Annotated in this window: 26 protein-coding genes; 15 read left to right on the top strand and 11 right to left on the bottom strand. The window is 39.5% G+C overall.

All coding sequences use genetic code 11. From position 1 onward, the window contains the following. Positions 1-81 precede the first annotated feature (81 nt). Positions 82-420, top strand: a complete 339-nt coding sequence (locus tag NPA43_RS18015; protein WP_034323363.1) for a zinc ribbon domain-containing protein YjdM — start codon at positions 82-84, stop codon at positions 418-420. A gap of 261 nt (positions 421-681) precedes the next feature. Here NPA43_RS18015 and NPA43_RS18010 read toward each other — a convergent pair whose 3' ends face one another. Beyond that, positions 682-966 carry a hypothetical protein gene (locus tag NPA43_RS18010; protein ID WP_256499168.1) on the bottom strand — a complete coding sequence of 95 codons (285 nt, stop codon included), beginning with the start codon at positions 964-966 and terminating at the stop codon, positions 682-684. 244 nt (positions 967-1,210) lie between these two features. Here NPA43_RS18010 and NPA43_RS18005 point away from each other — a divergent pair, with 244 nt between their 5' ends. From NPA43_RS18005 to NPA43_RS17965, 9 genes are all read left to right on the top strand, one after another. Continuing rightward, on the top strand, positions 1,211-1,432 hold the full coding sequence (locus NPA43_RS18005; protein ID WP_256499167.1) for a DUF6677 family protein: 222 nt from the start codon (positions 1,211-1,213) through the stop codon (positions 1,430-1,432). 20 nt (positions 1,433-1,452) lie between these two features. After that, complete coding sequence (locus tag NPA43_RS18000) at positions 1,453-1,974, top strand: hypothetical protein (RefSeq protein WP_256499166.1); 522 nt, start codon at positions 1,453-1,455, stop codon at positions 1,972-1,974. Between the two features lie 5 nt (positions 1,975-1,979). Next, positions 1,980-2,501 carry a tubby C-terminal domain-like protein gene (locus NPA43_RS17995; protein ID WP_256499165.1) on the top strand — a complete coding sequence of 174 codons (522 nt, stop codon included), beginning with the start codon at positions 1,980-1,982 and terminating at the stop codon, positions 2,499-2,501. Between the two features lie 9 nt (positions 2,502-2,510). Further along, positions 2,511-2,840, top strand: a complete 330-nt coding sequence (locus tag NPA43_RS17990) for a LytTR family DNA-binding domain-containing protein (RefSeq protein WP_256499164.1) — start codon at positions 2,511-2,513, stop codon at positions 2,838-2,840. Positions 2,841-2,850: 10 nt separating this feature from the next. Next, positions 2,851-3,747: an ABC transporter ATP-binding protein gene (locus NPA43_RS17985; protein WP_371930246.1), complete on the top strand. Its 897-nt coding sequence runs from the start codon at positions 2,851-2,853 to the stop codon at positions 3,745-3,747. 2 nt (positions 3,748-3,749) lie between these two features. Continuing rightward, positions 3,750-4,670, top strand: a complete 921-nt coding sequence (locus NPA43_RS17980) for an ABC transporter permease (protein WP_256499163.1) — start codon at positions 3,750-3,752, stop codon at positions 4,668-4,670. A 196-nt stretch (positions 4,671-4,866) separates the two neighbouring features. Beyond that, positions 4,867-5,796 (top strand): ABC transporter ATP-binding protein, encoded by a 930-nt coding sequence (locus tag NPA43_RS17975; protein ID WP_099727251.1) that lies wholly within the window; start codon positions 4,867-4,869, stop codon positions 5,794-5,796. Next, positions 5,793-6,743, top strand: a complete 951-nt coding sequence (locus NPA43_RS17970; protein ID WP_249705677.1) for an ABC transporter permease — start codon at positions 5,793-5,795, stop codon at positions 6,741-6,743. The genes NPA43_RS17975 and NPA43_RS17970 overlap by 4 nt, the downstream gene beginning before the upstream one ends. 25 nt (positions 6,744-6,768) lie before the next feature. Continuing rightward, entirely contained in the window at positions 6,769-7,197 is a 429-nt protein-coding gene (locus NPA43_RS17965) for a DUF4064 domain-containing protein (RefSeq protein WP_249705676.1), read from the top strand. Positions 7,198-7,241: 44 nt separating this feature from the next. Here the strand turns inward: NPA43_RS17965 and NPA43_RS17960 are convergent, their stop codons facing one another. From NPA43_RS17960 to NPA43_RS17930, 7 genes are all read right to left on the bottom strand, one after another. Beyond that, positions 7,242-8,570 (bottom strand): CitMHS family transporter, encoded by a 1,329-nt coding sequence (locus tag NPA43_RS17960; RefSeq protein WP_249705675.1) that lies wholly within the window; start codon positions 8,568-8,570, stop codon positions 7,242-7,244. Between the two features lie 294 nt (positions 8,571-8,864). Then, complete coding sequence (locus NPA43_RS17955) at positions 8,865-10,931, bottom strand: beta-galactosidase (RefSeq protein WP_256499162.1); 2,067 nt, start codon at positions 10,929-10,931, stop codon at positions 8,865-8,867. A 23-nt stretch (positions 10,932-10,954) separates the two neighbouring features. Further along, positions 10,955-12,163 carry a glycoside hydrolase family 53 protein gene (locus NPA43_RS17950; RefSeq protein ID WP_099727246.1) on the bottom strand — a complete coding sequence of 403 codons (1,209 nt, stop codon included), beginning with the start codon at positions 12,161-12,163 and terminating at the stop codon, positions 10,955-10,957. An 11-nt stretch (positions 12,164-12,174) separates the two neighbouring features. Then, the gene (locus tag NPA43_RS17945; protein WP_230031370.1) at positions 12,175-13,017 is read right to left on the bottom strand and encodes a sugar ABC transporter permease; all 843 of its coding nucleotides are present in this window, start codon (positions 13,015-13,017) and stop codon (positions 12,175-12,177) included. Position 13,018: 1 nt separating this feature from the next. After that, positions 13,019-14,257 (bottom strand): carbohydrate ABC transporter permease, encoded by a 1,239-nt coding sequence (locus tag NPA43_RS17940; RefSeq protein WP_230031434.1) that lies wholly within the window; start codon positions 14,255-14,257, stop codon positions 13,019-13,021. Positions 14,258-14,403: 146 nt separating this feature from the next. Beyond that, entirely contained in the window at positions 14,404-15,669 is a 1,266-nt protein-coding gene (locus NPA43_RS17935; protein ID WP_256499161.1) for a galactooligosaccharide ABC transporter substrate-binding protein GanS, read from the bottom strand. Positions 15,670-15,841: 172 nt separating this feature from the next. Beyond that, positions 15,842-16,837 carry a LacI family DNA-binding transcriptional regulator gene (locus NPA43_RS17930; RefSeq protein ID WP_256499160.1) on the bottom strand — a complete coding sequence of 332 codons (996 nt, stop codon included), beginning with the start codon at positions 16,835-16,837 and terminating at the stop codon, positions 15,842-15,844. 172 nt (positions 16,838-17,009) lie between these two features. On the opposite strand from NPA43_RS17930, the gene NPA43_RS17925 reads away from it, so the two are divergent. Continuing rightward, positions 17,010-17,909 carry a LysR family transcriptional regulator gene (locus tag NPA43_RS17925; protein WP_256499159.1) on the top strand — a complete coding sequence of 300 codons (900 nt, stop codon included), beginning with the start codon at positions 17,010-17,012 and terminating at the stop codon, positions 17,907-17,909. Between the two features lie 14 nt (positions 17,910-17,923). Here the strand turns inward: NPA43_RS17925 and NPA43_RS17920 are convergent, their stop codons facing one another. The 3 genes from NPA43_RS17920 to NPA43_RS17910 form a co-directional block, all read right to left on the bottom strand. Continuing rightward, entirely contained in the window at positions 17,924-19,600 is a 1,677-nt protein-coding gene (locus NPA43_RS17920) for a hypothetical protein (protein WP_256499158.1), read from the bottom strand. A gap of 82 nt (positions 19,601-19,682) precedes the next feature. Beyond that, on the bottom strand, positions 19,683-20,093 hold the full coding sequence (locus NPA43_RS17915) for a hypothetical protein (protein ID WP_249705668.1): 411 nt from the start codon (positions 20,091-20,093) through the stop codon (positions 19,683-19,685). A 12-nt stretch (positions 20,094-20,105) separates the two neighbouring features. Beyond that, a complete protein-coding gene (locus NPA43_RS17910) occupies positions 20,106-21,617 on the bottom strand; it encodes a lipase family protein (protein ID WP_371930216.1) in 1,512 nt (503 codons plus the stop codon). Between the two features lie 84 nt (positions 21,618-21,701). Between NPA43_RS17910 and NPA43_RS17905 the strand changes: the two genes are divergently transcribed. The 4 genes from NPA43_RS17905 (at position 21,702) to NPA43_RS17890 (ending at position 24,727) form a co-directional block, all read left to right on the top strand. Then, on the top strand, positions 21,702-22,199 hold the full coding sequence (locus NPA43_RS17905; RefSeq protein WP_230031365.1) for a DUF1433 domain-containing protein: 498 nt from the start codon (positions 21,702-21,704) through the stop codon (positions 22,197-22,199). Between the two features lie 63 nt (positions 22,200-22,262). Beyond that, on the top strand, positions 22,263-22,745 hold the full coding sequence (locus NPA43_RS17900) for a DUF1433 domain-containing protein (protein ID WP_230031364.1): 483 nt from the start codon (positions 22,263-22,265) through the stop codon (positions 22,743-22,745). A 97-nt stretch (positions 22,746-22,842) separates the two neighbouring features. Then, positions 22,843-23,778, top strand: coding sequence for a nucleoside hydrolase (locus tag NPA43_RS17895; protein WP_230031363.1), 936 nt, complete (start codon positions 22,843-22,845; stop codon positions 23,776-23,778). A 91-nt stretch (positions 23,779-23,869) separates the two neighbouring features. Next, positions 23,870-24,727 (top strand): MurR/RpiR family transcriptional regulator, encoded by an 858-nt coding sequence (locus NPA43_RS17890; protein ID WP_099727234.1) that lies wholly within the window; start codon positions 23,870-23,872, stop codon positions 24,725-24,727. The last annotated feature ends 108 nt before the right edge of the window (positions 24,728-24,835 follow it).

Below are 24,835 nucleotides of genomic sequence, written 5' to 3'. Positions count from 1 at the left end.
GTTTCCTTTTCTATCACGTTCATTTCTATAGAAATGTGGTAAAATAGTGATAAATGAAATAGAAATTTGGAGGAAATACAAATGTCTAATCTACCGAATTGTCCTTCGTGCAGTTCATCCTATACTTACGAGGACGGCAGTCTGCTTATCTGCCCTGAATGTGCGCATGAATGGTCACTAGAACAAGAACAAGCGGCAGAGGAGCAGCTTGTTGTGAAAGATGCGAATGGGAATCTGTTAAGTGATGGCGACACAGTCACTGTCATTAAAGATTTAAAAGTGAAAGGTTCTTCTTCGGTTTTAAAAATAGGGACGAAGGTCAAAGGCATTCGTTTAGTTGAAGGCGATCATAACATTGATTGTAAAATTCCTAGCTTTGGCGCTATGAAGCTAAAGTCAGAGTTTGTGAAAAAGGTATAACGACAGAAAAGAGCAAGATCTCATTCTTTTCAGTAATTAGAACTTGTCCATGAATAGCTAGCAACAGAAATTTTTTCGGTAAGGGTTTGTCTGCTTCATTTTCTTTTCTTAATTGCTTAGAAATAAATATATGGATGTTGCTATTGAACAAAAAACACCTAAATTGTTAAAGGAAACTAATCCCTTAATAAATTAGGTGTTTTATATTTCTTTTATTATGTCAAATCCACCTATAATATTTTAAGATAAACCCCTAAAATATTATAATAAAGAAGAAACCTCCCATAACGCTTCTATAATTTTAGTGATCTTTGCAGCAGGAACAAATGTAAGGATTAAATTACCAATATCTAGAATAGCTCCACCTAAGTCTGCCCATGAGAATTTACCATCAAATGATCTATAGATAATTTTAAGCTTTGTGGTTAAACTGTCTAATAGTCTACTTACATCCCCAACAATATTAAACTTCCTCTTAATTACTGAAACAATACTATTTGCTAGACCAGCTGCCCCAGTACCAGACACAAAAAAATTATAAAACATCTAAAACCCTCCTTGAAATATATTTGCAAATCTATTATATACAAAAGAAAAGCACGAAAAGGATAATATTTCCGAAAACCCTTTTAAAACTCCTGAAACGTCCTTATTTAATGATGTATAGTAAAATTTTCCGCATTAAAGTTTAAATTGACCTTAAAAATTTAAAAAAACATTGCTAATGTATGTAAGATGTATATATTATAAAAATAGGTAAAATTGTATATTTAAGTAAAGGAGTTATAAAATGAAAAATGTATGGGTTGCAGGATTTTTATCTCTTTTAATGCCAGGTATTGGTCATCTTTACCTAGGAAAGGTCTTAAAAGGGGTGGTGTTGATCATCTTAAATATTGTATTCATTACAATTATGTCAACTCTTATAGGGTTAATTGGCTTTCTTATAAATTGGATTTATGCCATTATAAATTCAGTTAGGATAGTGAGGGTCACCAACTATAAAAGTTAACATTTGGAGTGTGTGGAAAAATGGATATCAAAAGGTATATATCACTTTATTTTATTTTAAGTATTAGTATTATTTTTATTATTAATATTTTTATAGAGAATAATACGGAAGTCCGTGAAATACCAGAGTTGAGTTTTGTGGATGTATACTATATAACTATTAATAATATTCTTTTCACAATCTTCGCCGGTATTTTGTCTCTATTCGGATTATCATTTATTTTCATTTTTAAAATTATATTTTTAATTGGTGAAGGACCTTCAACAGCTGGTATTAATCCTATAATATATTATTTCTCTTCAATTTCTCATGGTTTAGTAGAGCTTTTTGTTGGTTGTTTACTTTTTTGTTTTTCAATACAGTTTCTGAAGTTAATTATTGACTATACAAAAGGATATTTGAAAATAGAAACTATAAAGTATTTTTTAATCAAAACAGTAAAATACACAATTCCATTTGTATGTATTGTTATTTTAATAGGAGCATTATTTGAAGTCTATATTTCTAATAAATTAATTAAGTTTATATTATCGATGGGGTGATAAAAATGGAATTTGGATATTTTAAAAAACCTGTTATGAAAAAAACGAGTAAATGTATACCTATTACTAATAAAGAAGGTGTCGAAATTGGGTTAATAAAAAGATTTTATAAAAATAAAGTTGAGAGAGTAATTGATCACATATTTGATGAGTTTTTTGTGAATGTAGAGGTAATGGATTCGAATTCTAATACTATTGTAAAAGCTATAGAAAATATATCCCTCAAATCAATGTATCGTTCAAATTGGGTTATAGAATGTAAGGATAAAGGAAGGTTTTTATTAGAAGATAGAACTAAAATGAAAACAAATCCAACGATGAATTTAATAATAAATGATACTACGTATTATCTAAAGAAAGATTTCGCAGATAGACGTGTTAGATTGGAAGACTCAGAGCAGACTATAGCTGTAATTACATACGATAAAATTATGCCACCTGCAACAGTTAGTATTGAAAAAAAACAGGGTGACTTATCTGTACATCTTATTGCATGCCTCTATTATATATTTATGTTAAGAGAGTAGGGTTAAGTGATGATTAAGGTTGTTGATAAAAAACTGATAATAAAAAAGAAAAGAGATATTCATTTTGTTCCACTTAAGCAAGTATTATATTTCGAAAAATTTAATCATAAAACATATATGCACCTAGAAAACAAGAATGAGATTTCATTAAATATGTCCTTAAAAGAATTACAAATTATCTTACCAAGTAATTTTAAAAGAACTCATAGATCGTTCCTTATTAATAAGGAATTATTAGAAGGATTAATATTTTTGAATGAAAAATCATATGAGGCAATTTTTCCGAATAATAAAACAGCTCTAGTTGTTAGAGATTGTCTGACTTTGGTAATGCCTTAAGGAGTGATGAATTATAATTGAGATAGAAAGAGTTGCAAAAAAAGTTAAATCAACTGAAATACTAAAAAATATATCTTTCAATTTAAAAAGCGGGGAGATAATGGGTTTATTAGGTCCAAATGGGGCTGGTAAAACCACTTTGATGAAGGCTATTTTAGGTCTAACCTCAATAAGTAAGGGAGATATTAGGTTTAAAGGTAATAGTATATTGAATAATCAAAATTTTTTTTTAAAAGAAGTAGGTGCCTTAATTGAGACCCCTAAATTTCACCCTGATTTATCTGGATATGAAAACTTATTGTATTACGATATATTAAATAATAAAAAGACTAATTTGCATGAACTACTGAACTCTCTTGGATTAAAAAATTATAAGTATCAAAAAGTAAAAAAATATTCTTTAGGTATGAATCAAAGACTAGGTATAGCTCAAGCAATTATGCATAAACCTCAAGTTTTAATTTTGGATGAACCTATGAATGCGCTCGATCCTTCAGGAATAATGTTCTTAAAAAACTATATAAAAAAACTGGTTGAAAATAAGGGTTCAGTTATTATATCAAGTCATCTGATCTCTGAAATTGAATCGATGTGTGACAAAGTACTTGTAATCGATAAAGGGGTTGTAAAAAGTAGAATAACTATAAATGAGGATTTTTCTCAATCGGGGGTTTTTTCTATTCAAGTTGAAGAACAGAATTTAGCTGAAGCCTATGATTTATTAAAAGTTTTTATTGAAAAAGATTTAATTAAAAAGAACCAGTCGAATATAGAATTTAGCTGCTCTAAAGATAGAATACCTGAGTTAATGTACATGTTATTGGAAAAGAGCATCCCAATTTATGAAGTAAGAAAGTTAAGAACACCTTTAGAAGAATTATATTTTAAAAGTATAGCGGGAAGCTAAATATGAATTCGATCATAAAGGCGGAATTTTACAAACAATATAAAAGTAAATATAACTTTTTTTTTCTTATCTTTATAATACTTTGTATAGCAGTTAGTGGGGTAGAACTCTTTATTCATTCTTCATCAGATTGGAAAAAAGATCTAAAAGAAAATATAGATAGCGATGAAAGACTCCTCAGTACTATAGATAATAAAGATTCTATTTATTATTTTGAGATTGATAAAAAGGTAAAATTGAATAATTATGCTTTAAAAAACAATATTCCACCGTTTGAAGAACATAACTTCTTAGGCTTTATAATGAAAAACATCAATATGTGCCTTATGATAGGAGCGTATTCTGTTTATTTTTCAAGTAATTCTATTTCAAAAGAATATCAATTAGGAACTTTTGAATTCCTTTTTATTAGGCCGTATAATAAAAAGAAAATACTTATTGGGAAATTTATGTTTATTTTAATTTATACATTGTTTCTCTTCTGCTTTTTATTTTTATTTTCCACATTGATAGGTTTAGTAATACATGGTTTTGATTTTAATAATCTGAAATTTACAGATTTTGAAAATGACAAAATCATTGAGAAGAATGGTTTAACAGTTGTGACATATACATATATTATGTATTATCTGAGTTCTATTTCCTATGCGAGTTTGGCTTTTATGCTATCTAATATCTTTAAAACAGGTGGCATACCGTTCAGTATTACTATGTTAAGTATGCTGTTTGGACAAAATTTGATACATTCATTACCGGTTTGGATATATGAATTATCTTTATTTTCAAATGCAAGTAGTTTAACTCGTTCAACTACTTTAGGGGAATCCGTTAATTCCATCGTAATTTTAATTTTATACATCATAGTATTTTTATTGATATCTATCTATTTTTTTGAAAAGAATAAGGATTCAATAAAGAATTAGATAATTAGTTTTCTAAGAATGATCACCTTAACCCTACCTTAAAAAAGGCAGAGGATTCTCTAAATTTTGGCTAATTCCCTTCACAATTTTTGGGCATTGCTGTACCATATGGAAGTATTCTTCTATTTTTGACGGATCATGGTGTTTATCAGGAAATAGATGATAGATGATACTTAGACAAAGAAGGAGAGGTAACGTGACGAACGTTTTAGAACTGCATAATGTATCTAGGCATATTCGCGGGAAAAAGATTGTTCAAGACTTGAGCTTTTCTGTCCAAGCGGGAGAAGTCTTTGGCTTCTTAGGACCGAATGGCGCGGGGAAAACAACAACCATTCGCATGATGGTCGGTCTTTCTCCGATTACATCTGGTGACATTCAGATTAATGGACATAGTATTCAAACCTCATATCAGCATGCCATCCAAGATGTCGGTGCGATTATTGAAAATCCAGAAATGTATAATCATTTAACGGCAAGGCAAAACCTTGTTCATTTTGCCAGAATGAATGGAAAAGTGGATGAAGGTCGAATTGATGAACTGCTAGAACTAGTTAGTTTGCAGCATGTGAAACATAAGCGTGTCGGTACGTTTTCATTAGGAATGAAGCAGCGTTTGGGTATTGCTCAGGCATTGATACATAAACCGAAACTGCTAATCTTAGATGAGCCGACCAATGGACTAGATCCAGAGGGAATTCGAATGATACGAGATTACTTGAGAAGGCTGGCAAAGGAAGAAGGTCTTGCTGTCATCGTTTCTAGTCATCTCATGTCAGAAATGGAATTGATGTGTGATCGTTTCGCCATTATCCAAAAAGGAAAGCTGATTGCGATTGAGGATCAGCGTGCGGAGACGAAGCAGGATGATTTGGTCAATTATCGAATGAAAGTAGCATCAAGTGAGCTAGAAGAAGCTCAAAAGCTCATTGAGGCATGCGAGGAAGGCATCACGGTTAGAGAAGAGGAGCAGTACTTATTCTTCTCCATCCTAGAAGAGAAAATGCCGGAATTGATTCGTCATTTGAGCGGTGCGTCTATTCATTTGTACGAAATCAAAATAGAAAAACAAACCTTAGAAGATAAGTTCTTAAGCTTAACAGGTAAAAAGGAGGCAGACGTATGATTCGCCTCATTCAAAACGAGTGGATGAAAATCAGTTATCGTGTTGGTACTTGGATTATGGTTGGGCTTCTTGTGTTAGGCATGATTGCGACGTTGATCTTTGCAGTTAAGACAAATGACGATGAACAAACGTCAAGTGATTGGAAATCCGAGCTGCGAATGATCAATAAAGAAAAGAAGCAAGAATTGAAAGAGAATGATTTAGCATTTTATAAGAGATCCCTTGAAAATGATATAGCGATCAATGAGTATCGAATCAAACATGATTTGCCTCCAGCCGATCAATTCGGTAAAAATGCATGGACTTATGTGAAGATCAATGCTGATTTGCTTCAGCTGGTCGGTGTATTTGTGATTATTATTGCAGCCACGATTGTCTCGGCTGAATATAAGCATGGTACAATTAAATTATTATTGATTCGTCCGCCATCCAGGTTGAAGGTTCTTTTATCTAAATACTTTACCGTTCAACTATATTCACTTTTCCTGATCGCTGTCCTGTTTATCTTATCCTTTATCTTAGGTGCGATATTCTTTGGACTAAACAATGATTATGTGTATTTGGCTTATCAAAATGGTGAAGTCATTGAACGGTCTCAGTTTGCAAATATGGTCTCTTATTATTTGGCGCATTGTGCTATGTTTGTTGTATTAGGGACACTTTCTTTTGCCATCTCAACGGTGTTTAGAAGCGAGGCCATTTCCATTGCGATTAGTGTATTAGCCTATATTGTGGGAGCATCCATCACAGGCATTTTGATGTTCTTCTTTGATTGGGCGAAATACTTATTGTTTGCCAACGATCCTGCACAATATTTCGCAGACACACCTACTTTTATCGAAGACATGTCCCTAGGATTCTCATTAACGGTCCTAGTCATTTATTGGGCCATCTTCTTGGTGGTTGCTTTAATCGTCTTCCAAAAGCGAGAAGTAAAAACAGGTTAATTTAACTTTTTAGGAGGTTTCTATAATGATTAAGCGTAAAGGTGAAAAAATTATGGGGATTATCAGTATTGTCCTCAACGTAATTGGTGTTGGTTTTGGGGCGTTGATGCTCTCTGTAGACCCAGCAGTTTATGAAGAAATGAATGAAGTGTTAAAAGAGGAAGGCAGTGCATTGCCAGTTGAAACACTTGAGGCTTCGGTTCATGCCTTTGGTGTTCAGTTTATGGTTGTTTCCGCAATTGCGGCTGTCTTAACACTTGTTGGTGTGATTGTCTTGAAAACAGACCGACGTGCCGTGCTTTCTGGTATTCTTTTCTTGGTTTCGGCTGTGACTCTTTTAATTGGAACCGTTGGTCTTGCCTTCGTTCCGATGATCTTGTTGCTTATCGTTGGGTTGATGTCACTGATTAAAAAACCGAAAACAGAAGTGCACACAAGTGAATATCCTTCATAAATCAAAGAAAAAGACATGCGCCCATATGCGCATGTCTTTCTTTTTTATATGATGCCAATCAGCTTGGCGACGATGAGTAAAACGATACTGAATCCCCACATCCAAAAGAAGGAATAGCGGATATGTTTCCCCATGTCGACTCCTGCAAGACCTATGGCAAGCCAAACAGCAGGAGCAAGTGGACTGACAAAGGTTCCGATGATATTTCCAATCATCATGGCATATGCTGCTGAAGTGCCTGACACGCCAACCTCAGATGTAATCGATTCGACAATTGGCAGAAGTGCATAATAATAGGCATCTGTACTTGTCAGCATATCAAGCGGTACCCCAAACATCCCCACAATGATATGTAAAAATGGAAGCAGGAAAGCAGGTAGAATTTGAACGCTGTCAACAGCTATTGCTTTGAGCATTCCCGTCCCTTCTAGTATTCCTAGAAATGAACCTGCAGAGAAGATGACAGCAGCCATCATCAGCGCACTAGGTGCATGAGCCTTGATTCTTTCCATTTGTACATTCACAATCGGATAGTTAATCAACAGCGCAAGAGAAAGTCCAATCATAAACATATAACTGGCTGGAATCACACTCAGCACAAGAAGGACAACAACAGCCAAAAACAGGATGAAATTCACCCAGATGAGGTGATAACGTTTTAAAGAGGCGTCGCCTGTTTCGCTGATAGATTGAATAGCCTGGTCCCAATCAGCGCCTTCTAGTTGGACAGCGGCTACTTCGTTTGCAGCAATTTTCACCCTAATACGTTTCTCTTCTCTTTTCCCTAAGATGAACGCCATCCCCAACACGAGAACGACTCCGATGAGCTGAATTGGTATGAGCGGGACCCATAGCTCTGATGGATCGATATTCAAGACACTTGCTGCTCGTCCGGTCGGTCCAGCCCATGGCACCATGTTGGTTAAGCCGGCACTCGTCCCGATTAATAACAGCAGTAAGTAAGGACTCATATGTAATTTTTTATAAAGCGGAAGCAGTGCAGGTACAGTTAATAAAAAGGTCGTAGCTCCTGCTCCATCTAAGTGTGCGATGACCCCAATCAAAGCAGTTCCCATCGCAACCGTGACAACATTTCCTTTTGTCAGCTTAATTAAAGCTTTAATTACAGGTTCAAAGAACCCTGTATCTTGTAAAATGCCAAAAAATAAAATGGCGAAGATAAACATGGTCGCCACTGGCAATACTTTGATAATCCCTTCTTCAAAAAAGGTTTGAATGTCATTGATACCAAATCCCGCAATGAGCGCCCCTATCAAAGGTACCATGACCATGGCGACAATTGGACTTGCTTTCCCCCAAATCAGCAATACAACAATCGTTAAAATAATCAACAATCCAACAAACGTTAACATAAGCCCCTCCCCCTACAATAAACCGTTGACATTTATTTGCTCTTTTTAACACAATACAGTCCCACAGCTGCATTGAAAAAAAGAGTATCAAAAATATGAGTGTTAGGCAACCGCTTTCATACCTATACAATGGCAAAAAAGGATGGCGAATCCAGTCAGGGCGCTGTGTCAAACATGTCAAAAAATTTAGATAAAAAATAACACTTCGAGTGCATATCTACAATTAAAAAAATATATAGGTATTTAGAATTATTAAAATCAAAAAGCGTCCAATGAATGGACGCATCTTTCAATCTATTTTTTCAAGATGATGTATTCGTAAGGATCAAGTTGAAACTGTTCGGGCACATGCTGTCCAGTCAGCATATTTTCATAGCCTTCCATTGAATCTAGTGAGATGCCCTGCTGCTGTTCTGTAAAATTCATCATAAACACAAAGTCCTGAGTGCCATCTGTTCTCTTTTGTACACTGACTCCCTCTGGGATCGCAGAAGATAGGACAGGCTGTATGCCTGTGCCTGCGATGAGATCCTCGTAAAACTCATCATAAAAAGCCTGCTCATTTTCGGAAGCCATATAGTACGCTTTCCCATTTCCAAATGGACGGACAGTAAGCGCTGGCTGTCCTTCATAGCAGCCATTCTCAAAATGCCCTAACACAGAGGCCGTTTCAGGATGAATGGATTCGCAATATTGGCCGACATGGTAGGTGCGTCCATTCCCTGTGGTCATTAAGACGTGTTCATCTGGCATCAATGTGTTGATTTCTTCTGCCCAAATGCCAAGTACATGGCGGAGAGGGCCCGGGAAACCGCCGAGGAAACAGAGATCGTTTTCGTCAACCATACCGCTCCAGTATGTCGCGACAAAAATGCCGCCCTCTTTGACAAAGGCTTCAATCTTTTCTGCTACACCTGGTTTGATCATGTAGAGCATTGGCCCAACCAGCACCCGGTAGGATGAGAAATCCTTTTCCATTCCGACAATGTCAACAGGGATGCCCTTTTTCCAGAAGCTGCGATAGTGAGTTTGACAAGCCTCCACATAGCGTTTGTTTGCATTATTTAAGGCTTGAGCATCATCAATCGCCCAGTGATTTTCCCAATCGTATATGATCGCGACCTCAGGTTGAACGGATGTGCCCGCAATCGCCTGCAGCTGCTCTAGTTGTTTCCCTAGATCAGCCACCTCTTGAAACACACGCGTATGTTCATGCCCTGAATGGTCAACAACTGCACCGTGGAATTTCTCAGAGGCGCCTCGTCCTTGTCTCCACTGGAAATACAGCACGGAGTCTGATCCGTGGGCGATCGCCTGCATGGCAGAGAGGTGTGCCATTCCTTTATGTTTGACTTTATTCACATCATGCCAGTTCACGAGGCTCGGTGTGCTTTCCATCACGAGAAACGGCTGTCCGTCCTTTAATGAACGATACAAATCGTGAACGAAGGCGACGTTTGACGCTAATTCGGCAGTTGTTTCTCTGCCGCTATGCCATGCAGGGTAACTATCCCATGAGATCACGTCGACTTCTTTTGCAAATTGATGATAATCGAGCCCAAGGAATGGACGCATATGCGGATAGTCGCCCATAAAGTTGGTGGTCACTGGGATATGAGGCGTCAATTCTCGCAGCGGCTCAATCTCATTTTGATAAAAATTGATTGTTTGAGCTGTGACAAAGCGCTTCCAATCTAGGTTCATGCCGTGAATCATGTGCTCCCCATGCGGTGCAGGTGACTCAATTTGTGCCCAATCACTATAGGTGTGGCTCCAAAATCCCGTCCACCATGCTTGATTCAATGCATCAAGGTCATGGTTGTATTTGTCTTTCAGGTAATGTCGGAATGCCTCCTGGCAAAGATCGCAATGGCATTCGCCGCCGTACTCATTCGAAATGTGCCACATGATCAGTGCTGGATGATCCTTGTAGCGTTCAGCAAGCAACCGGTTGAGTGTATTTGTTTTTTCTCGATAAACCGGTGAGGTGAAGCAATGATTATGCCGAAGCCCGTGTAAGTTACGCTGGCGGTTCGCTTCGACGCGTAATACTTCTGGATATGTTTGTGAGAGCCAAGCAGGCCTTGCCCCGCTTGGCGTTGCGAGAATGGCGTGAGCCCCCTGCGCTGTCAAGCGGTCCATGATGTCATCCAGCCATGCAAAATCATATTGACCTTCTTCTGGCTCTAGCTTACTCCATGAAAAAATGTTGATGGAGAATGTTTGACAGTGTGCAAGCTTCATTAATCGAAAATCTTCGTCAATGATCTCTGGCATATGGAGCCATTGATCTGGATTATAATCACCACCATGCAAAAAGCCTTTCACATTTGGGTGAACGAGCGGGTAACGCTTTCCCATTTTGTCACGTCCTATCCTTTTAATTACGGTGTCATTTGTTTAAATACATCGAGAGAAGGCAGTGCTTTTCCGTTGAAATCAAACATGGCTTGATTTTCCCAAGCATTTCCGACCGTACCGGTTGTTTGGATATAAGCCAGCCCGTATTGACTAGACCACGGCGCGCCTTTCGCTGGAATCCAAAGCGGCTCCCAATAAAAGAACCCTTTCCCGCGATTGTTTTTCACTTGTGAAATTCTTTCTGATACATCTCGTATAAAAGATGCCTGCCCTTGCGGTGAAGCTGGATAACCAGCTGTTTTGACGGAGTCTTGATTAAATGAGTTTTCTAAGTTGTCACCATTTGCTGTTGTAAACCCATAGGCGGTTTCCACCACAATGACGTCTTTGTTATAGCGCGCACTAATATCATTCATATTGGAGGAAAGGCCGCTGAATCCACCATCCCAATAAGGATAATAAGACAAACCGATCGTATCGAATGTGACGCCTCGTTTTGTGATTTCATCAAACCACCAGCGAGATGCGCCATTGTCCCCTCCATGTGCAAGATGAAGCATGACTTTCATGTTCGAATCGACAGAGCGAACAGCATTTGTGCCAGCCTTTAGCAAAGCAGCGAGCCGGTCAAATTCACCGCCGCCTTCACCCCAGCTTTTGCCGTTTGGCCACAGCATACCTGAGTTTAATTCATTCCCGACCTGTACCATATTCGGCAGAGCATTTTGCGCCCTCATCGCTTTTAGCACATCACTTGTGTAAGTGCCGACAGCCTTTTCTAAATCGCTTTGTGAGAGGGACGCCCAAGCCTTCGGTTTGAACTGTTTACCAGGATCGGTCCAGAAATCACTGTAGTGAAAATCCAGCAGCACTTTCATGTTTTGTGCTTTTGCTCGTTTCGATAGAGCGATGGCTGTGTTTAAATCATTTGTCCCGCCGTTATAGGCACGGCCTTGATTGTCGTATGGATGGTTCCACAGTCTGATGCGCACATAGTTGACGCCTTTGTCCTTTAATAGTTTAAGGGGATCAACCTGTTGTCCGTTCTGGTCGTAGTATCTGCCGCCGCTTCTCTCGACTTCTGCAAGCATCGAAATATCGGCCCCTTTGATGAAGTCCCCTTGCAGGCCATTAATCGGCTGAACAGAAACCGTATCTGCTTTTGCTTCAGGCAGAATACCTAACCCCATGAGAAAGAAAACGACAACAGTGACGAGCATCCATTTTTTCATCAAATCTCTCCTTATCCTTTTGTCCCGCCTTGTGTGAGGCCGGATACAAATTGTTTTTGTAAAACAAGAAACAATAAAGCGACAGGAATTGCAATCAGTAAAGCCCCGGCTGCAAAGGTTGTGTAGCTGGCACCCATTTTGTCTGAAACGAGATTGTACAGACCGATTGGGAGCGTATACATTTCGGGTGATCGGACAATGACACTGGAGATGATGAAATCACCCAGTGGTCCTGTAAATGAGTTGATGGCGACAACGGCTAAAATTGGCTTGGCGAGCGGCATAATAATTTGGATGAAAATCCGGAAATGCCCTGCACCGTCCATTCTGGCTGATTCATCGAGATCCTTCGGAATCGCATCAAGATAGCCTTTCGTTAAATACGTATTCATCGGAATTTGTCCGCCTGCATAAATCAAAATCAGTGCAAGGTGGCTGTTAATCAGTCCAAGCATTTGAGCCAGAACAAAAATCGCAATCAGCGCTGAAAATTGGGGAATCATTTGCAGCAGCAAAAAGAGCATCAGCCCATTTTTCCGTCCTTTGAAACGGAATCTGGAAAAGGCATAGCCTGTAAAGCTGACAAGAATCAGCGTTAAGATCATGGTGGCGATGCTGATCTTCATTGAGTTCCAATACCAATTTGCATAAAGTGCCCCTTGACCAAAGAACAGCTCGGTGAAGTGGCTGAACGTTGGGTTCTTCGGAAACATGCTTGTGCTCATGAGGCTGTTCCCAGGATTAAAGGAAGCACCGATCGTCCAAAGCAGTGGATATAGAATACAAGCGGAGGCAATGAAAAGGATAAAATAAGTGATACTCAGGCGAATGAGTTTTTGTTGTTTTGATCCCATATCACATCATGTCCTCCTCTTTGAATGAATTCGTTCTCTTAAACTGCCAGAGTGCAATGGCAATGACAAAGATCGAAAGTAAGATCGTCACAGCGGCAGCCAGTGCGTATTGAGAGGACTGCATCGTTAGCTTATAAATCCAAGAAACCAATATGTCCGTACCTCCAGCTGTTGACCCAGCAACAGGCGGTCCTCCGCCATTAAATAAGTAGATGATATTAAAGTTGTTAAAGTTAAAGGTATATTGCGTGATTAATATAGGTGCAATTGAATAGAGGACAAGCGGTAATGTGATGGACCGGAATTTCTGAAAGAAGTTTGCTCCATCAATGGTCGCTGCCTCGTATAAATCTTCAGGAATGGCCTGCAAAACACCGGTTGTCATAATGAAAACAAAAGGAAATCCAAGCCAAGTCTGCATCGCAATGAGGGCAATTTTGCTCCAAAATGGATCTGTCAGCCACGGCTTTGGATCAATCCCAATCGATGCAAAAAGCGTATTGTTGATGGCACCAAACGTGTCGTTGAACAGTCCGGCAAACACCAAAATGGTCACAAACCCCGGAACAGCCCAAGGCAGAATCAAAATCGTTCTAAAAAACCGTTTCCCTTTTAAATCCTTCTGATTGAGCAGGACAGCTAGAAAGATGCCGACAGCACATTGAAGGGTCGAAGCAGCCAATGTCCATACAACGGTCCAGCCAAGTACATCAATGAATGTGTCTCTCCAAATATCGATCGAAAAGATATTTTGAAAGTTTTTGACCCCTACCCAATCAATGAGATTGGCAGGTGGCGAGTGGTATAAATCGTAGTTCGTAAAGGCAATCGCAAAGCTGAACATGATAGGAAAGACAACAGAAAATAGAAGTAAAAAGAAAGCAGGAGTGCTCATTAAGTAAGGAAAGCCTTGATCGATGAGCTGATGATATTGAGCTCGGATGGAATGAAGCGGAACCCCTTGATCACGTTTCTTTCCGTTCATAAATGCATCACGCATCATGAGCACGTAAAATCCGATACCAAATCCAGCTGTTAAAAGCGCAATAATCCCCTTTGCTAAAAGGAAGACAGAGTTGTCACGAGGCAGCATCGTACCAAGTGTGAACAATCCCCAAAAGCCAATATTGAATAAATCATAAAATACAATCAGAAAAGAGACGCCGAACAGGAAAAGGAGTGCCCCTTTGCCATACTGTTTGTTGTATATTTGCCCCATCCCGGGTATAAGAGAGAACATTAGCGCCCGTCTCCGGTGTGTCTTTGGTTCCACTGTGTGTGTGCGGTCTAGTTCAAGGTTACCCGTCACGTCTAACACCTACTTCGTATGAAATTAGATGAAACAACGGGCAGCTTGATAGACGCAAGGCTACCCGTGTTCGATGTTTATTTTGAGTGATTCGCTTTGATTTGAGAGTCGATTTGTTTGACCGCATCATCAAATGCCTTTTTCACATCTGTACGGCCGGTCGCAATCAGCCTTAATGCGCTGTCAATCGGCTTCCACACCTCTGCCATTTCTGGATTGTTCGGTGTCAGCGTGGCATATTTCGTTTGTTTTGAAACAGCATTCGCATTTGCGTTTTCAGTAATGATTGGATCTTTCATCAGCTTTTTCACTGGTGGAATTTCCTCTGTTACTTCAAAGCGCTTCTTCGAATTTTTTTCGTTCGTGATAAACTCAACAAATTTCTCAGCAAGTTCTTTATTTTTAGAATAAGAGGAGACGTTGTAGCTCTTCACACCTAAGAAAGAGCTCATATGTTTTCCATTAGGGAGTGTTGGCAGTTCGGTCACGCCATAGTCAATACCAGCTTCTTTATATGGACCAAATGACCACGGACCAGAAATAAGAGCCGCTGCTTTTTTCTCTGTGAATAAGGAGTTGAGGACGTTGATACCTTGTTCACCAATGATGCCTTTAGGGAAAAGCCCTTCGCTAAAGAATTTCTGAATGTACTCTCCGCCTTCGATGGCGCCATCGTTATTCAGACCGATATCATTGACATCATAAGAGCCATCGCTTTTCTGTTTGAAAATATAGCCCCCTGATCCGCCTAACACACTTTGTGCGTAGTAAATTTCATCCCATTTCGCGACAAAACCGTATTTTCCGTCCTTTGTCAGCTTTTTCGAAAGAGCATACCAGCCATCAAGTGTTGTTGGTTCCTTTTTGACAAGGTCTTTGTTGTAAAAAAGCACAGTGGTTTCAACGGATTTTGGCAGACCATACAACTTGCCATCTATCGTTTGTGATTGAATCGATTCGTCTGTGAAGGAGTCGATCACTTTTTGCTCGGGCTTGATTTCCTGTAATAGCCCTTCAGTAACAGCTGAACCAATTTGATCGTGAGGCATCGTGATGACGTCTGGACCTGTTCCCGCTGCTCCATCAAGGCGGAGAGCTTCGATTTGGTCGGCATATGCTTTTTCGACAACTTTGATTTTCACATCATGTTGTTTTTCGAATTCTTTTACAGCGTCTTGAATCCCGTCAGCCTTTTTGACATCCTCCCACACTAGCAAGGTCTTTGTACCTGTAGATGCTGGCTGACTCCCGCTTGAATTGTCATCTCCCGGTCCGCATGCTGAAAGCAGAAGCACAGCAGTCCCAACGACTGCTGATAATGTCGCCCATTTTCTCTTTTTCATTGGTAATCCCCTCTCGTTCTTTTTTCACAGATGATAAGAAAACGCTTTCTTAATGTGAGAATATCAACTTAAGTAAAAAAAGTAAACACATTTTATTAAATTTATTAAGTAAAATATTTTACTGATTTAGAGAGAAAAGAAGCCCTCCACATTGGGCGGGGCTTCTAGCTGTTTATATGGTGCTTTTCCGAAAGACAGGTTCTGAGGCAATCAGCACGGTTTTAGGTAATGTTCTGCCGTCAACAAGTCTTTCTAAAAGTAAATCGACCGCTGTCTCACAAAGTAAAGAGGTATGGATATGATAGGTTGTGAGCGGTGGTGAGACATATTGAGAGACGTGGATATCGTTGATACTAAAGACGCTGACGCGATTCGGCAGGGGAAATCCGCGCTCATTTAATGCTTGTAAACAGCCAATGGCAAGGGGATCACTTGCGACACAAAAGGCGGTGGGCAGATCATCACCGAGCTCGTCGATCGCCTTCATCATGAGCGAATAGCCCTCATCTACAGAGAAATGGTGACCGATATAGACCAATCGCTCATCCAGCTCATTGTTTGCCGACATGTACTCGCGGAAGGTCGTTTCACGAATATCTGGAATGCGCATATTTGTATTGAGATCAAGGTCTGTCCCGCCAATGAAACCAATGGATGTGTGCTCTTTTTCAATAAAAGAATCGACGATCTTTTCAACAATTCGTTTCAGGTTTGGTTTTACAGAATCAAAGCGGTCTTCATCTGGAGACGTATCAATAAAGACGATGTGATGTGTAATCGCATATAATTGGTCAAGCTCTGACTTTTTAAATCGGCCGATAGCAATGATCCCCTCTGTAGAAGGATCAATGGAGTGTAGACCATCAGTTGGATTGTAAGCGGTGACATTTAAACTCCGGGTATTAGTGAGTTCCTCAATGCCTAGACGAATGGATTTAAAATAAATATCTTCAAGCTCTTCCTTTTCGGTCATCCAATAGAGAAAGGCGATTTTTTTTAAGGAATGTTTGAATGTCTTTTTTTGATAGGATAAAGCCTCCGCGGCGGCGTATACTTTCTCGCGTGTTTGATCCGTGACAGAAAGGTTGGGATCTTGGTTCAGTACGCGAGACACAGTCGCAATCGATAATCCAGCTTTTTCAGCAATATCTTTTATTTTTGCTGCCAAATCAGCACCTCCTATAGAAAATATCTCCTCTCAGTATAGAGTCTTTAAAAAAATTAGTAAATATTTTTATTAAATTGTTTTCGTTTAGGTGGTTCTTTACGAGCTGGAAAGGAATTAGTAAGATATATGTAATGAAGGTGTTGGATTAAGATTTCTGATAGGAGAGGGACAGATGTATTATGATGCACTGAAGACATTTGTGACAGTCGTGGAGGAGAAAAACTTCACAAAAGCAGCCCAGAAGCTGCGGATTTCTCAGCCGAGTGTCAGTCTTCATATTAAGAACTTGGAGCAGGAATTCCAGACCGTTCTGCTCAATCGTTCGCCAAAGCAATTAACCGTTACACCAACTGGGGATATGCTCTATCATCGTTCAAAACAAATCATTCGTTTATATGAACAGGCGAAGCAGGATATTTATGAGCATCATCATCTGGCAAGAGGGAAGCTGACGATTGGAGCGAGCTTCACGATTGGCGAGTACGTGCTGCCGCAAATATTGGCGGAGTTTCATCAGCTGTATCCGCATGTTGATATTGAGGTGGTCATTGATAATACAGAGGCAGTCGCAAGACATGTCCGTTTGTTCCATGTCGATATCGGTCTCATTGAAGGACAGACAAATGATAAAGAACTCTCTGTGGAAACCTTTCTAGAGGATGAACTCTACATCGTTGCCCCATTAGACCATCCGTTTGCAAAGAAAAAGGATGTCACAATTGATCAATTGCAAAACGAAACCTGGATCACAAGAGAAGAGGGATCAGGTACAGGGGAATACTTACAGCACGTCCTGAAATCAAATGGACTGAAAGCGCGGACCTTTGTGACATTTAGCAGCAACCAAGCCATTAAAGAGGCTGTCATTCACGGGATGGGGCTGTCTGTTTTATCTAAATATGTACTCCAGCGAGGCAGCATTGGCGGGGAATTGGCTGTCATTTCTGTGAGGGGAATGGACTTTAAACGGAAATTTTCCTATGTCGAATCACCGATGACAGGCGGGAATAAAAATAAGGAATTGCTTGTTGAGTTGTTGAGGAAAGAGAGAAAAGACGCTTCTCCGCAGTAGGAGAAGCGTCTTTTTTATAATCCTTTGATGTTTATTTCATCGACTGGAAGGAAGATTTCACCTGTATCTGTGTACTTAATGGTGACTTGATCCCCTTCTTTTAAGTAAATAATAAGAGGCTCTTTTTCAGATGACATGGTGTAGTTTTTCCCATCGTCTAGTAGGAAGGTGACGGTTGTGTAATCACCGGTCTTTTCTTTATACACACGTTTGACCTTGCCTACGGCATCTTTCTTTTCTTGCTTAGATGAGCTGTTGACCGTGCCGCCGCCCTTTTGAAGAGCTGTTTTATAAGCTCTCAGTGCTTCGTTTGGTGTTGAAGCGTACGCAGAGATTTCAGGGTTGGCCGCAGAGACAATAAAGTAGTTTTGCAGGAACCCATTTGAATCGAGAACAGGTGTGAGCCAGCTGGCTTCTCCATAGAAATTATAAAGAATCGGCATGCTCCCTTTCCATTTCTTCTCGATGAATCGTTTCTCAATAATTTGCAAAGCTCCTTGAGAATCCATGTAGGACTCTTCAAGATTCCCGGTGTAATACGTGGCCTTTCCTGTTCGGGCATTTGTCAGGGCATACCCGAGCATGGAATCAACGCCCTCTTTCGGACTTGTGAAATCGGTGAAGTAATACATCTCTCCTTTTGAATCAAACACTGGACTCACATTGGCTTCTGTCCCCTCGTCTGAAGGCAGCTTCACATCCGATTTTCCAAACATACTGTTCCAGAAACCGTGAACATAGTTTCCGAAATAACTGTTTTGTAGACTAATCGCCTCTGGTGAAACAGCACCATCGATAAAGGCAGGTACTTGATCTAAGGAGTATTTCTTCGTTGCGCCAGTTTTGGCATCAACAACGACCACGCCTGACGCTTTAAAGCCGTTTCTGGCAGAGATGAAATCGCCATACGTTTGAATGTAATAAGGCTTGCCATCATCATTGATTTCCAGCTGAGTGTCTCCATAGAAAATCAAATCTGGATACTGGAGACGGATATGCCGCTCAATTTCTTTGTTGAAATAGGAGGAAGGTGTATAAACCATCTCTGTTTTCACAAACTTTGGATTAGCAGATGAGTCGGTCGCACTTAATGTAAAGTAACCTGGCGTACTGCCTGAACGAATCCATTTAAAGAAATCCGAGAATTCCACTGGCGCGATGTACACATACTCACCATTGACCTTCTGAATTTGCAAGCTGCCAAGCTCGTAGTAGCTTGTGTTTGGAACCTGTCCGAACGATTTCTTCATTTTATTGCGAGCAAATTGAGGCGGTACACTCGCAGGTGTTTCTGTCTCATCAAACGCTTTGATTTCCACTTTTTGCTCCATTTTGGAGACATCGAATTTCTCATTCGCATTGAATAGAAAAGCTGTCGCCATATAAACACCAAGTAGCAAAAGAATAAGGAACAACACGCCTTTGATCTTCCGCTCCAATCCGACTGACAAAAAGGCGCCTGCTGCTGTTACAACAAGTCCAATCAGCCATAGGGATGAAGGGTTACGGTCTAAATTGGTCATGTAATAGAAAACAAAAATACCGATCATGAACAGCAAAGCAAGGCCTGCAATCCACATAAGAGGAACCTGCTGTTCTGTTCCTTTCTTTCTAATAATCAACCTGAGCGGTGTGAGCAAAAGGGTCAATACAAGACCGATCACAACCGAAAATAACAAAATATATCCCACAAACAAATCTCCTTTCAAACAATCACTCTTTTAGTATATACGAGTGAGGCGGGGAAAAGATTCATCGGACTGAGAGGTTCTTCTAAATGCCAATCGAGTTGATGGCGGATTGAACATCTTCTTTCAGTTCGAAAAACGTGAGTCTTTGTTCGATTTTTTCTATTAATGCGTCAATGGCTTGACCTGACATATGCGTGTGAATTTGCTTTTTATGTTTATAGACTTTGATCAGAAGTTCATCAATCAGATCTAAAATTTCTCCCGCTTCTTTGCGGTCTTCTGCAAATTCATGTTGAAGCTGATGCCGGATGGCTCTGATTAGTGCTGTTTTCTGTTCTTCTTTGATCTTTGCTTTTAAAGCAGCCAGCTCTGCTGATGTCATATCTTCTGTATGAAAGTTTGTTTGAGAAAAGACGGAGCTTGATGTATGCGTATCTGTCATTCGTTGCAAAAAACGATCTGCATCTGTTGGTTGTTTCTTTGAAAATTCCATTCTTCGTTCTCCTTAAGAAATTCCCATATTCTTTGCCAGGGCTGTATCTGCATCATGGTATTCTTTCCCTAGCTGGCTCATATCATCTGATATTGAGTCCAGCCACCTTTTTATATTCATCGCGCTATCAACCGCCGTATCATACTTTTTGACTGAATAGAACTCGTTCTCAAGTCCCTCCGTTTTTAAGTGACGAATCACATCATCCACATCTGAAGCCGTCAGCTGATCATACGAACCAAAGCCAACAATCTGTTTGTATCTCGAGCGTACCCGTTCCACAGATTGATCCACTTTGTCATCGAGTTTCTCGATTTTGCGAATGATTTGCTGCATATTGTGCTCGGTAAGTGATGAGAATTGACGACCCGTGTTCATGAGAACATGCGACTTGATTAAAATCGCCACCACACTTTGCGGGTGAACATTCGACTGACTCAATTGATGTAACATGGCGGCAGAGAGAGAAGGGTTTTTTCTCAACATATCATCAATGGTTTCAACGGAGCCATCTGATGAAAATGCATACCGATCTAAGCCATGGCTGCCAGCGAGGGCTTCAAGAAACAAATTTGCATCCAGTGAAGGATTAACGCTCATTGCCCGATTGAGGAGATCTTTCATGATTTGGACGGCTTTAGAGGAGTCCTCGGAGTAATCGACGCCTTCAGGTAAAGCGGCATCATACATCACTTTCACTTGACCGATTTCTGTCGTATGTCGATTTAAAAGAGAAAGCCCGTCGTTGAGATTGATATATTCTGTTAATCTACTGCGGTAATCGCCTTTTAGTGCTCTGGCTTGTAAACCATCTGATAGATTTGGATAAATATTTGGATTCTCAAACGTCACGCCGCCTTTAATAAAGTCATTTTTCACAAGAACATAGGAAGCATTAGACCCGCCGAGTGAATGCCCTGTGACATACATCTTGGCATTCGGCATTTTCTTATGTATCTCTTTTGCATAACGATCTGCTTGAACCATTTGATTCTCTTCGCCGTGTTCAAAAGGGATATTTTTAATCAGATACTTTGTATCTGAAATCATCCAATCTTGAACAATTTCATTTGTATAGGTCGTTGTCCCTGTCGCCACCTTCGTCGTAACTTCCTTTGACGTCTGTGACTGACGAAAAGGAGGCAGCTTCGTCAAAATGGTAGAAAGAAGATCATCTGACTCTTTTTTTCCATGTTTTTTAATGGTATCTTTATATTGGCCTGCGCCAATCGGTTCTGAACCGCGGTAAGCGATGACTGCGTTTTTGATTTTGTGGAGGTCTCTTCCGCCATCGGAGCGATCAAAATCTTCTTCGGAAACGATAGTTAGTGCATTAAGACCTTTAGTTGTTTCTTTATAATCAACGACATACATTTTTCTACCATTTCCTATAACTATGTCGCTTGCTTTTTTGTAATAATCTATTTTGTAAGATGCATTCGAAATAAGATTATAGTCTTTGTCGTTAAGCTGAAAGTGGGATCTGTTTTTAGACAAAATTGTCACTCCTGTAATATTTATCATATAATATTATAAATTAAAGTATAATATATATCTATAAAAAGAACGGATCTATCAATTAAAATATTTAAAGGTGGATATTTCTTGATGAAAAACACATTGAAATTGGTATTAATTTTACTTACTATTGTTATCATTTTGGTAGTTGCACTTATACTACAACAAATTAATGAAAAAAAATCGAATGATTCAGGAGGTAAGATTACTGTGCAAGAAAAAAGCGATCAAGAAAAGGCAGAAGAATTCGCAGAAAAGATGAAACCAAAAATTGAAGAACGTTTACATGAAGAAGATATCTACAATTTTATAAAAACCATCACATTTGAAAAAGATGTAACCATAAGCCCTATGGGTTATATTACAGTTGATGGATATATAAATAATCAGCCTGAAAAATATCATTTCTCTGCATCATTGATATACAGATCTAATGAAATAGGGTCGATGAGCCACTCCCCTGATTTATCATATCGCTTTAAAGACTGGGATAAATATAAAGATGAGCCTGAAATAAAGGAAAACTATCTTAAAAGACTTTCTGAAAAAGAACGTGAACAGTATCTTAAGGATATTGGAGAAAAATAAAAAACAGGTAATCATCTACCTGTTTTTTTATTTTTCATTATTAAGAAGGTGGCAACGGTAGACATGAAAAACACAATAAAGCTTTTATCTGTATTGTTTGTAGTCATCCTTGTCGCAGTGACTTTGTTAATCGTTCAGGTTAACAAGCATAGCCAATCTAATAATGCGGTCAAGAGTGATCAAGCAAAAGCAGAAGGACTTGCAGAGAAGATGAAACCCAAGATTGAAGAGCACTTACACAAAAGAGATATTCATAACTTTATCAAAACCATAACGTTTGAAAAAGATGTGACCATCAATCCTATGGGGGATATTACAATAGATGGCTATATAAATAATGAACCGGAGAAGTACGGATTTTCAGCTTCTTTACAATATAGAGCTAAAAAAATAGGTTCAATGAGTTATGATCCTGAGTTGTCATATCGTTTTAAAGATTGGGATAAATTTAAAGATGAACCAGAATTAAAGGAAAACTATCTTAAGCGACTCTCTGAAAAAGAACGCGAACAATATCTGAAAGACATTGGAGAAAAAGGGAAATAACAAGTCGACAAAGCCGATTGATTCCCTAAATCAATTTCAAAAATAATATGCTATCATTCCCCTAACAACACTTTCAAATAAGGGAGAGTTTTCAAACATGGCAAATAAAAAGAAATTGATCTTGGATGTAGATACTGGAATTGATGATGCGATTGGTATTTTGCTTGCAGTGAAAAGTCAGCAGTTTGATATGTTGGGGATGACAACAGTGTGCGGGAATGTGTCTGTTGATGCGGCGACGTTGAATACGTGTAAAGTGCTTGAGCTGGTTGAGGCAGAGGAAATCCCTGTCATCAAAGGTGCAGCGACGCCTCTTTTGAGAGCCCCTCATTATGAACATCGGGTGCATGGGGAGGATGGAATTGGCGGTGCTTTAAAGGATGTCGAGCCTAAGAAGACCGCAGATGAAGGTTTTGCGCCTGATTTTATCATCGACCAAGTGATGCAGTATTCGCAGCAGGTCACGCTTGTGTTGACAGGACCTTTAACAAATTTAGCCCTTGCGGTGAAAAAATGCCCTGAGCTGATTCATCACGTCAAAGAAGTCATTTTTATGGGTGGTGTCGTGCAGGGACAGGGGAACGTCACACCGGTTGCGGAATTCAATACATATGCAGACCCAGAAGCGGCGAAATTGGTGCTTGAGGCTGGGTTCCCTTCATTGACTCAAGTTGGATTAGATGTCACAAGGCAGGTCTTGTTAACGGATGAAAAAATCGACGCCATTCAGAATGAAACTTTGGCGAGTTATATAAGAGAGAGTACAAGCATTTACCGCCAGCGCTATTTTGAGCGTAATGGTGTGTGGGCGTGTGCCATGCATGATCCGCTTGCTGTAAGTCTTGCCATTGACAAGCAGCACGTGAGCACACAGGCTTTTCATGTAGACGTGGAGACGAAGAGTGAGTTTTGTGATGGTCAGATGATATGTGATTTTCAGCATCAATGGGAGAAAGAGCGCAACGTCCAAGTATGTATGGATGTAGATGCTGAGGCTTTCTTTGAATTATTGATCCAAGTCATGAATTCTTAAAAAAGTAGTCTGTGCAAACAGGCTTCTTTTTTATAAGATGAGAACATGAGGAAATGTATGCGCTCACATTATCGGGAAGGAGTGAAGTCGATTGGCTTCTGTCAGTTTAAGTAGTATTGAAAAGATACGGGCAGCAAGCAGAGGATTGCCGCCAAAGTTGAAAGCAATTGCAGAACTTATTACGAGTGAACCCCGCGACATCATCCATTTGTCTATTGTAGAGCTTGCCAAAAAGACAGCGAGCTCAGAGGCAACGATTTTTCGTCTCTGTAAAAGGCTTGGATTTGAGGGCTATCAAGATTTGAAGATTGCTATTGCCCAGGAAATAGACCAAACAAAGCCTGATTATGTAGATGAAGAGATGAGTCTTGACGATGATACCGCTGTTTTTATGCAAAAGGTATTTCAGGCAAATATAACTGCATTAAAGGATAGTTTTCAATTGTTGAATCCAGAAGATGTAAAAAAAGCCATACAATTAATCCATGAAGCTGAGCGCTTAGAATTTTATGGCAGCGGTGGGTCTGGTCTCATCGCCACAGATGCTTTTCACAAATTTATGAGGACAGGCATTAATTGTATTGTTCATACAGATTCTCACTTTCAAGCGATGTCAGCAGGTCTGCTTGATCAAAAGAGCACAGTGCTCGGTATATCTCATTCTGGTCGAAATAAAGATTTACTTGATGCGATGAAAACAGCCAAGGAAAAAGGAGCGAAAACCATTGGCATTACAAGCTACCAGCGCTCGCCATTGAGTCAGATTGCAGATGTCACGTTGTATACATCAACGCAAGAAACGGCTTTCCGAACGGAAGCGATGTCCGCCAGGCTTGCTCAGCTTACTGTGATTGATGTTCTATACTTTGCACTTGCGCATTTAAGGCAGCAGGAAACATTAACAAATTTAAAGCAAATGAGAGAAATCATTTCTCAAAAAAGGGTGTAATGGTTTCAAAAATAAATTTTTCTATTAGTGAAAAATGCTGTTGTGGTAACGTTTCTGAGGTTTTAAATGAAAATTATTTTCTTTTTGATCGTTGAATGTCGAAAAAAA

It is taken from the genome of Bacillus pumilus, from assembly GCF_024498355.1.
In the GTDB taxonomy this organism is placed as follows: domain Bacteria; phylum Bacillota; class Bacilli; order Bacillales; family Bacillaceae; genus Bacillus; species Bacillus pumilus_P.
This window is presented reverse-complemented; position numbering and strand designations above follow the sequence as displayed.

Coding starts and splice junctions, on each gene's coding strand:
- NPA43_RS18000 (WP_256499166.1), top strand. CDS start 1,453: ATGGATATCAAAAGGTATATATCACTTTATTTTATTTTAAGTATTAGT.
- NPA43_RS17945 (WP_230031370.1), bottom strand. CDS start 13,017: ATGGGATCAAAACAACAAAAACTCATTCGCCTGAGTATCACTTATTTT.
- NPA43_RS17935 (WP_256499161.1), bottom strand. CDS start 15,669: ATGAAAAAGAGAAAATGGGCGACATTATCAGCAGTCGTTGGGACTGCT.
- NPA43_RS17995 (WP_256499165.1), top strand. CDS start 1,980: ATGGAATTTGGATATTTTAAAAAACCTGTTATGAAAAAAACGAGTAAA.
- NPA43_RS17925 (WP_256499159.1), top strand. CDS start 17,010: ATGTATTATGATGCACTGAAGACATTTGTGACAGTCGTGGAGGAGAAA.
- NPA43_RS17950 (WP_099727246.1), bottom strand. CDS start 12,163: ATGAAAAAATGGATGCTCGTCACTGTTGTCGTTTTCTTTCTCATGGGG.
- NPA43_RS17940 (WP_230031434.1), bottom strand. CDS start 14,257: ATGTTCTCTCTTATACCCGGGATGGGGCAAATATACAACAAACAGTAT.
- NPA43_RS17990 (WP_256499164.1), top strand. CDS start 2,511: ATGATTAAGGTTGTTGATAAAAAACTGATAATAAAAAAGAAAAGAGAT.
- NPA43_RS17900 (WP_230031364.1), top strand. CDS start 22,263: ATGAAAAACACAATAAAGCTTTTATCTGTATTGTTTGTAGTCATCCTT.
- NPA43_RS18010 (WP_256499168.1), bottom strand. CDS start 966: ATGTTTTATAATTTTTTTGTGTCTGGTACTGGGGCAGCTGGTCTAGCA.
- NPA43_RS17970 (WP_249705677.1), top strand. CDS start 5,793: ATGATTCGCCTCATTCAAAACGAGTGGATGAAAATCAGTTATCGTGTT.
- NPA43_RS18005 (WP_256499167.1), top strand. CDS start 1,211: ATGAAAAATGTATGGGTTGCAGGATTTTTATCTCTTTTAATGCCAGGT.
- NPA43_RS17915 (WP_249705668.1), bottom strand. CDS start 20,093: ATGGAATTTTCAAAGAAACAACCAACAGATGCAGATCGTTTTTTGCAA.
- NPA43_RS17895 (WP_230031363.1), top strand. CDS start 22,843: ATGGCAAATAAAAAGAAATTGATCTTGGATGTAGATACTGGAATTGAT.
- NPA43_RS17965 (WP_249705676.1), top strand. CDS start 6,769: ATGATTAAGCGTAAAGGTGAAAAAATTATGGGGATTATCAGTATTGTC.
- NPA43_RS17960 (WP_249705675.1), bottom strand. CDS start 8,570: ATGTTAACGTTTGTTGGATTGTTGATTATTTTAACGATTGTTGTATTG.
- NPA43_RS18015 (WP_034323363.1), top strand. CDS start 82: ATGTCTAATCTACCGAATTGTCCTTCGTGCAGTTCATCCTATACTTAC.
- NPA43_RS17980 (WP_256499163.1), top strand. CDS start 3,750: ATGAATTCGATCATAAAGGCGGAATTTTACAAACAATATAAAAGTAAA.
- NPA43_RS17955 (WP_256499162.1), bottom strand. CDS start 10,931: ATGGGAAAGCGTTACCCGCTCGTTCACCCAAATGTGAAAGGCTTTTTG.
- NPA43_RS17910 (WP_371930216.1), bottom strand. CDS start 21,617: ATGATAAATATTACAGGAGTGACAATTTTGTCTAAAAACAGATCCCAC.
- NPA43_RS17905 (WP_230031365.1), top strand. CDS start 21,702: ATGAAAAACACATTGAAATTGGTATTAATTTTACTTACTATTGTTATC.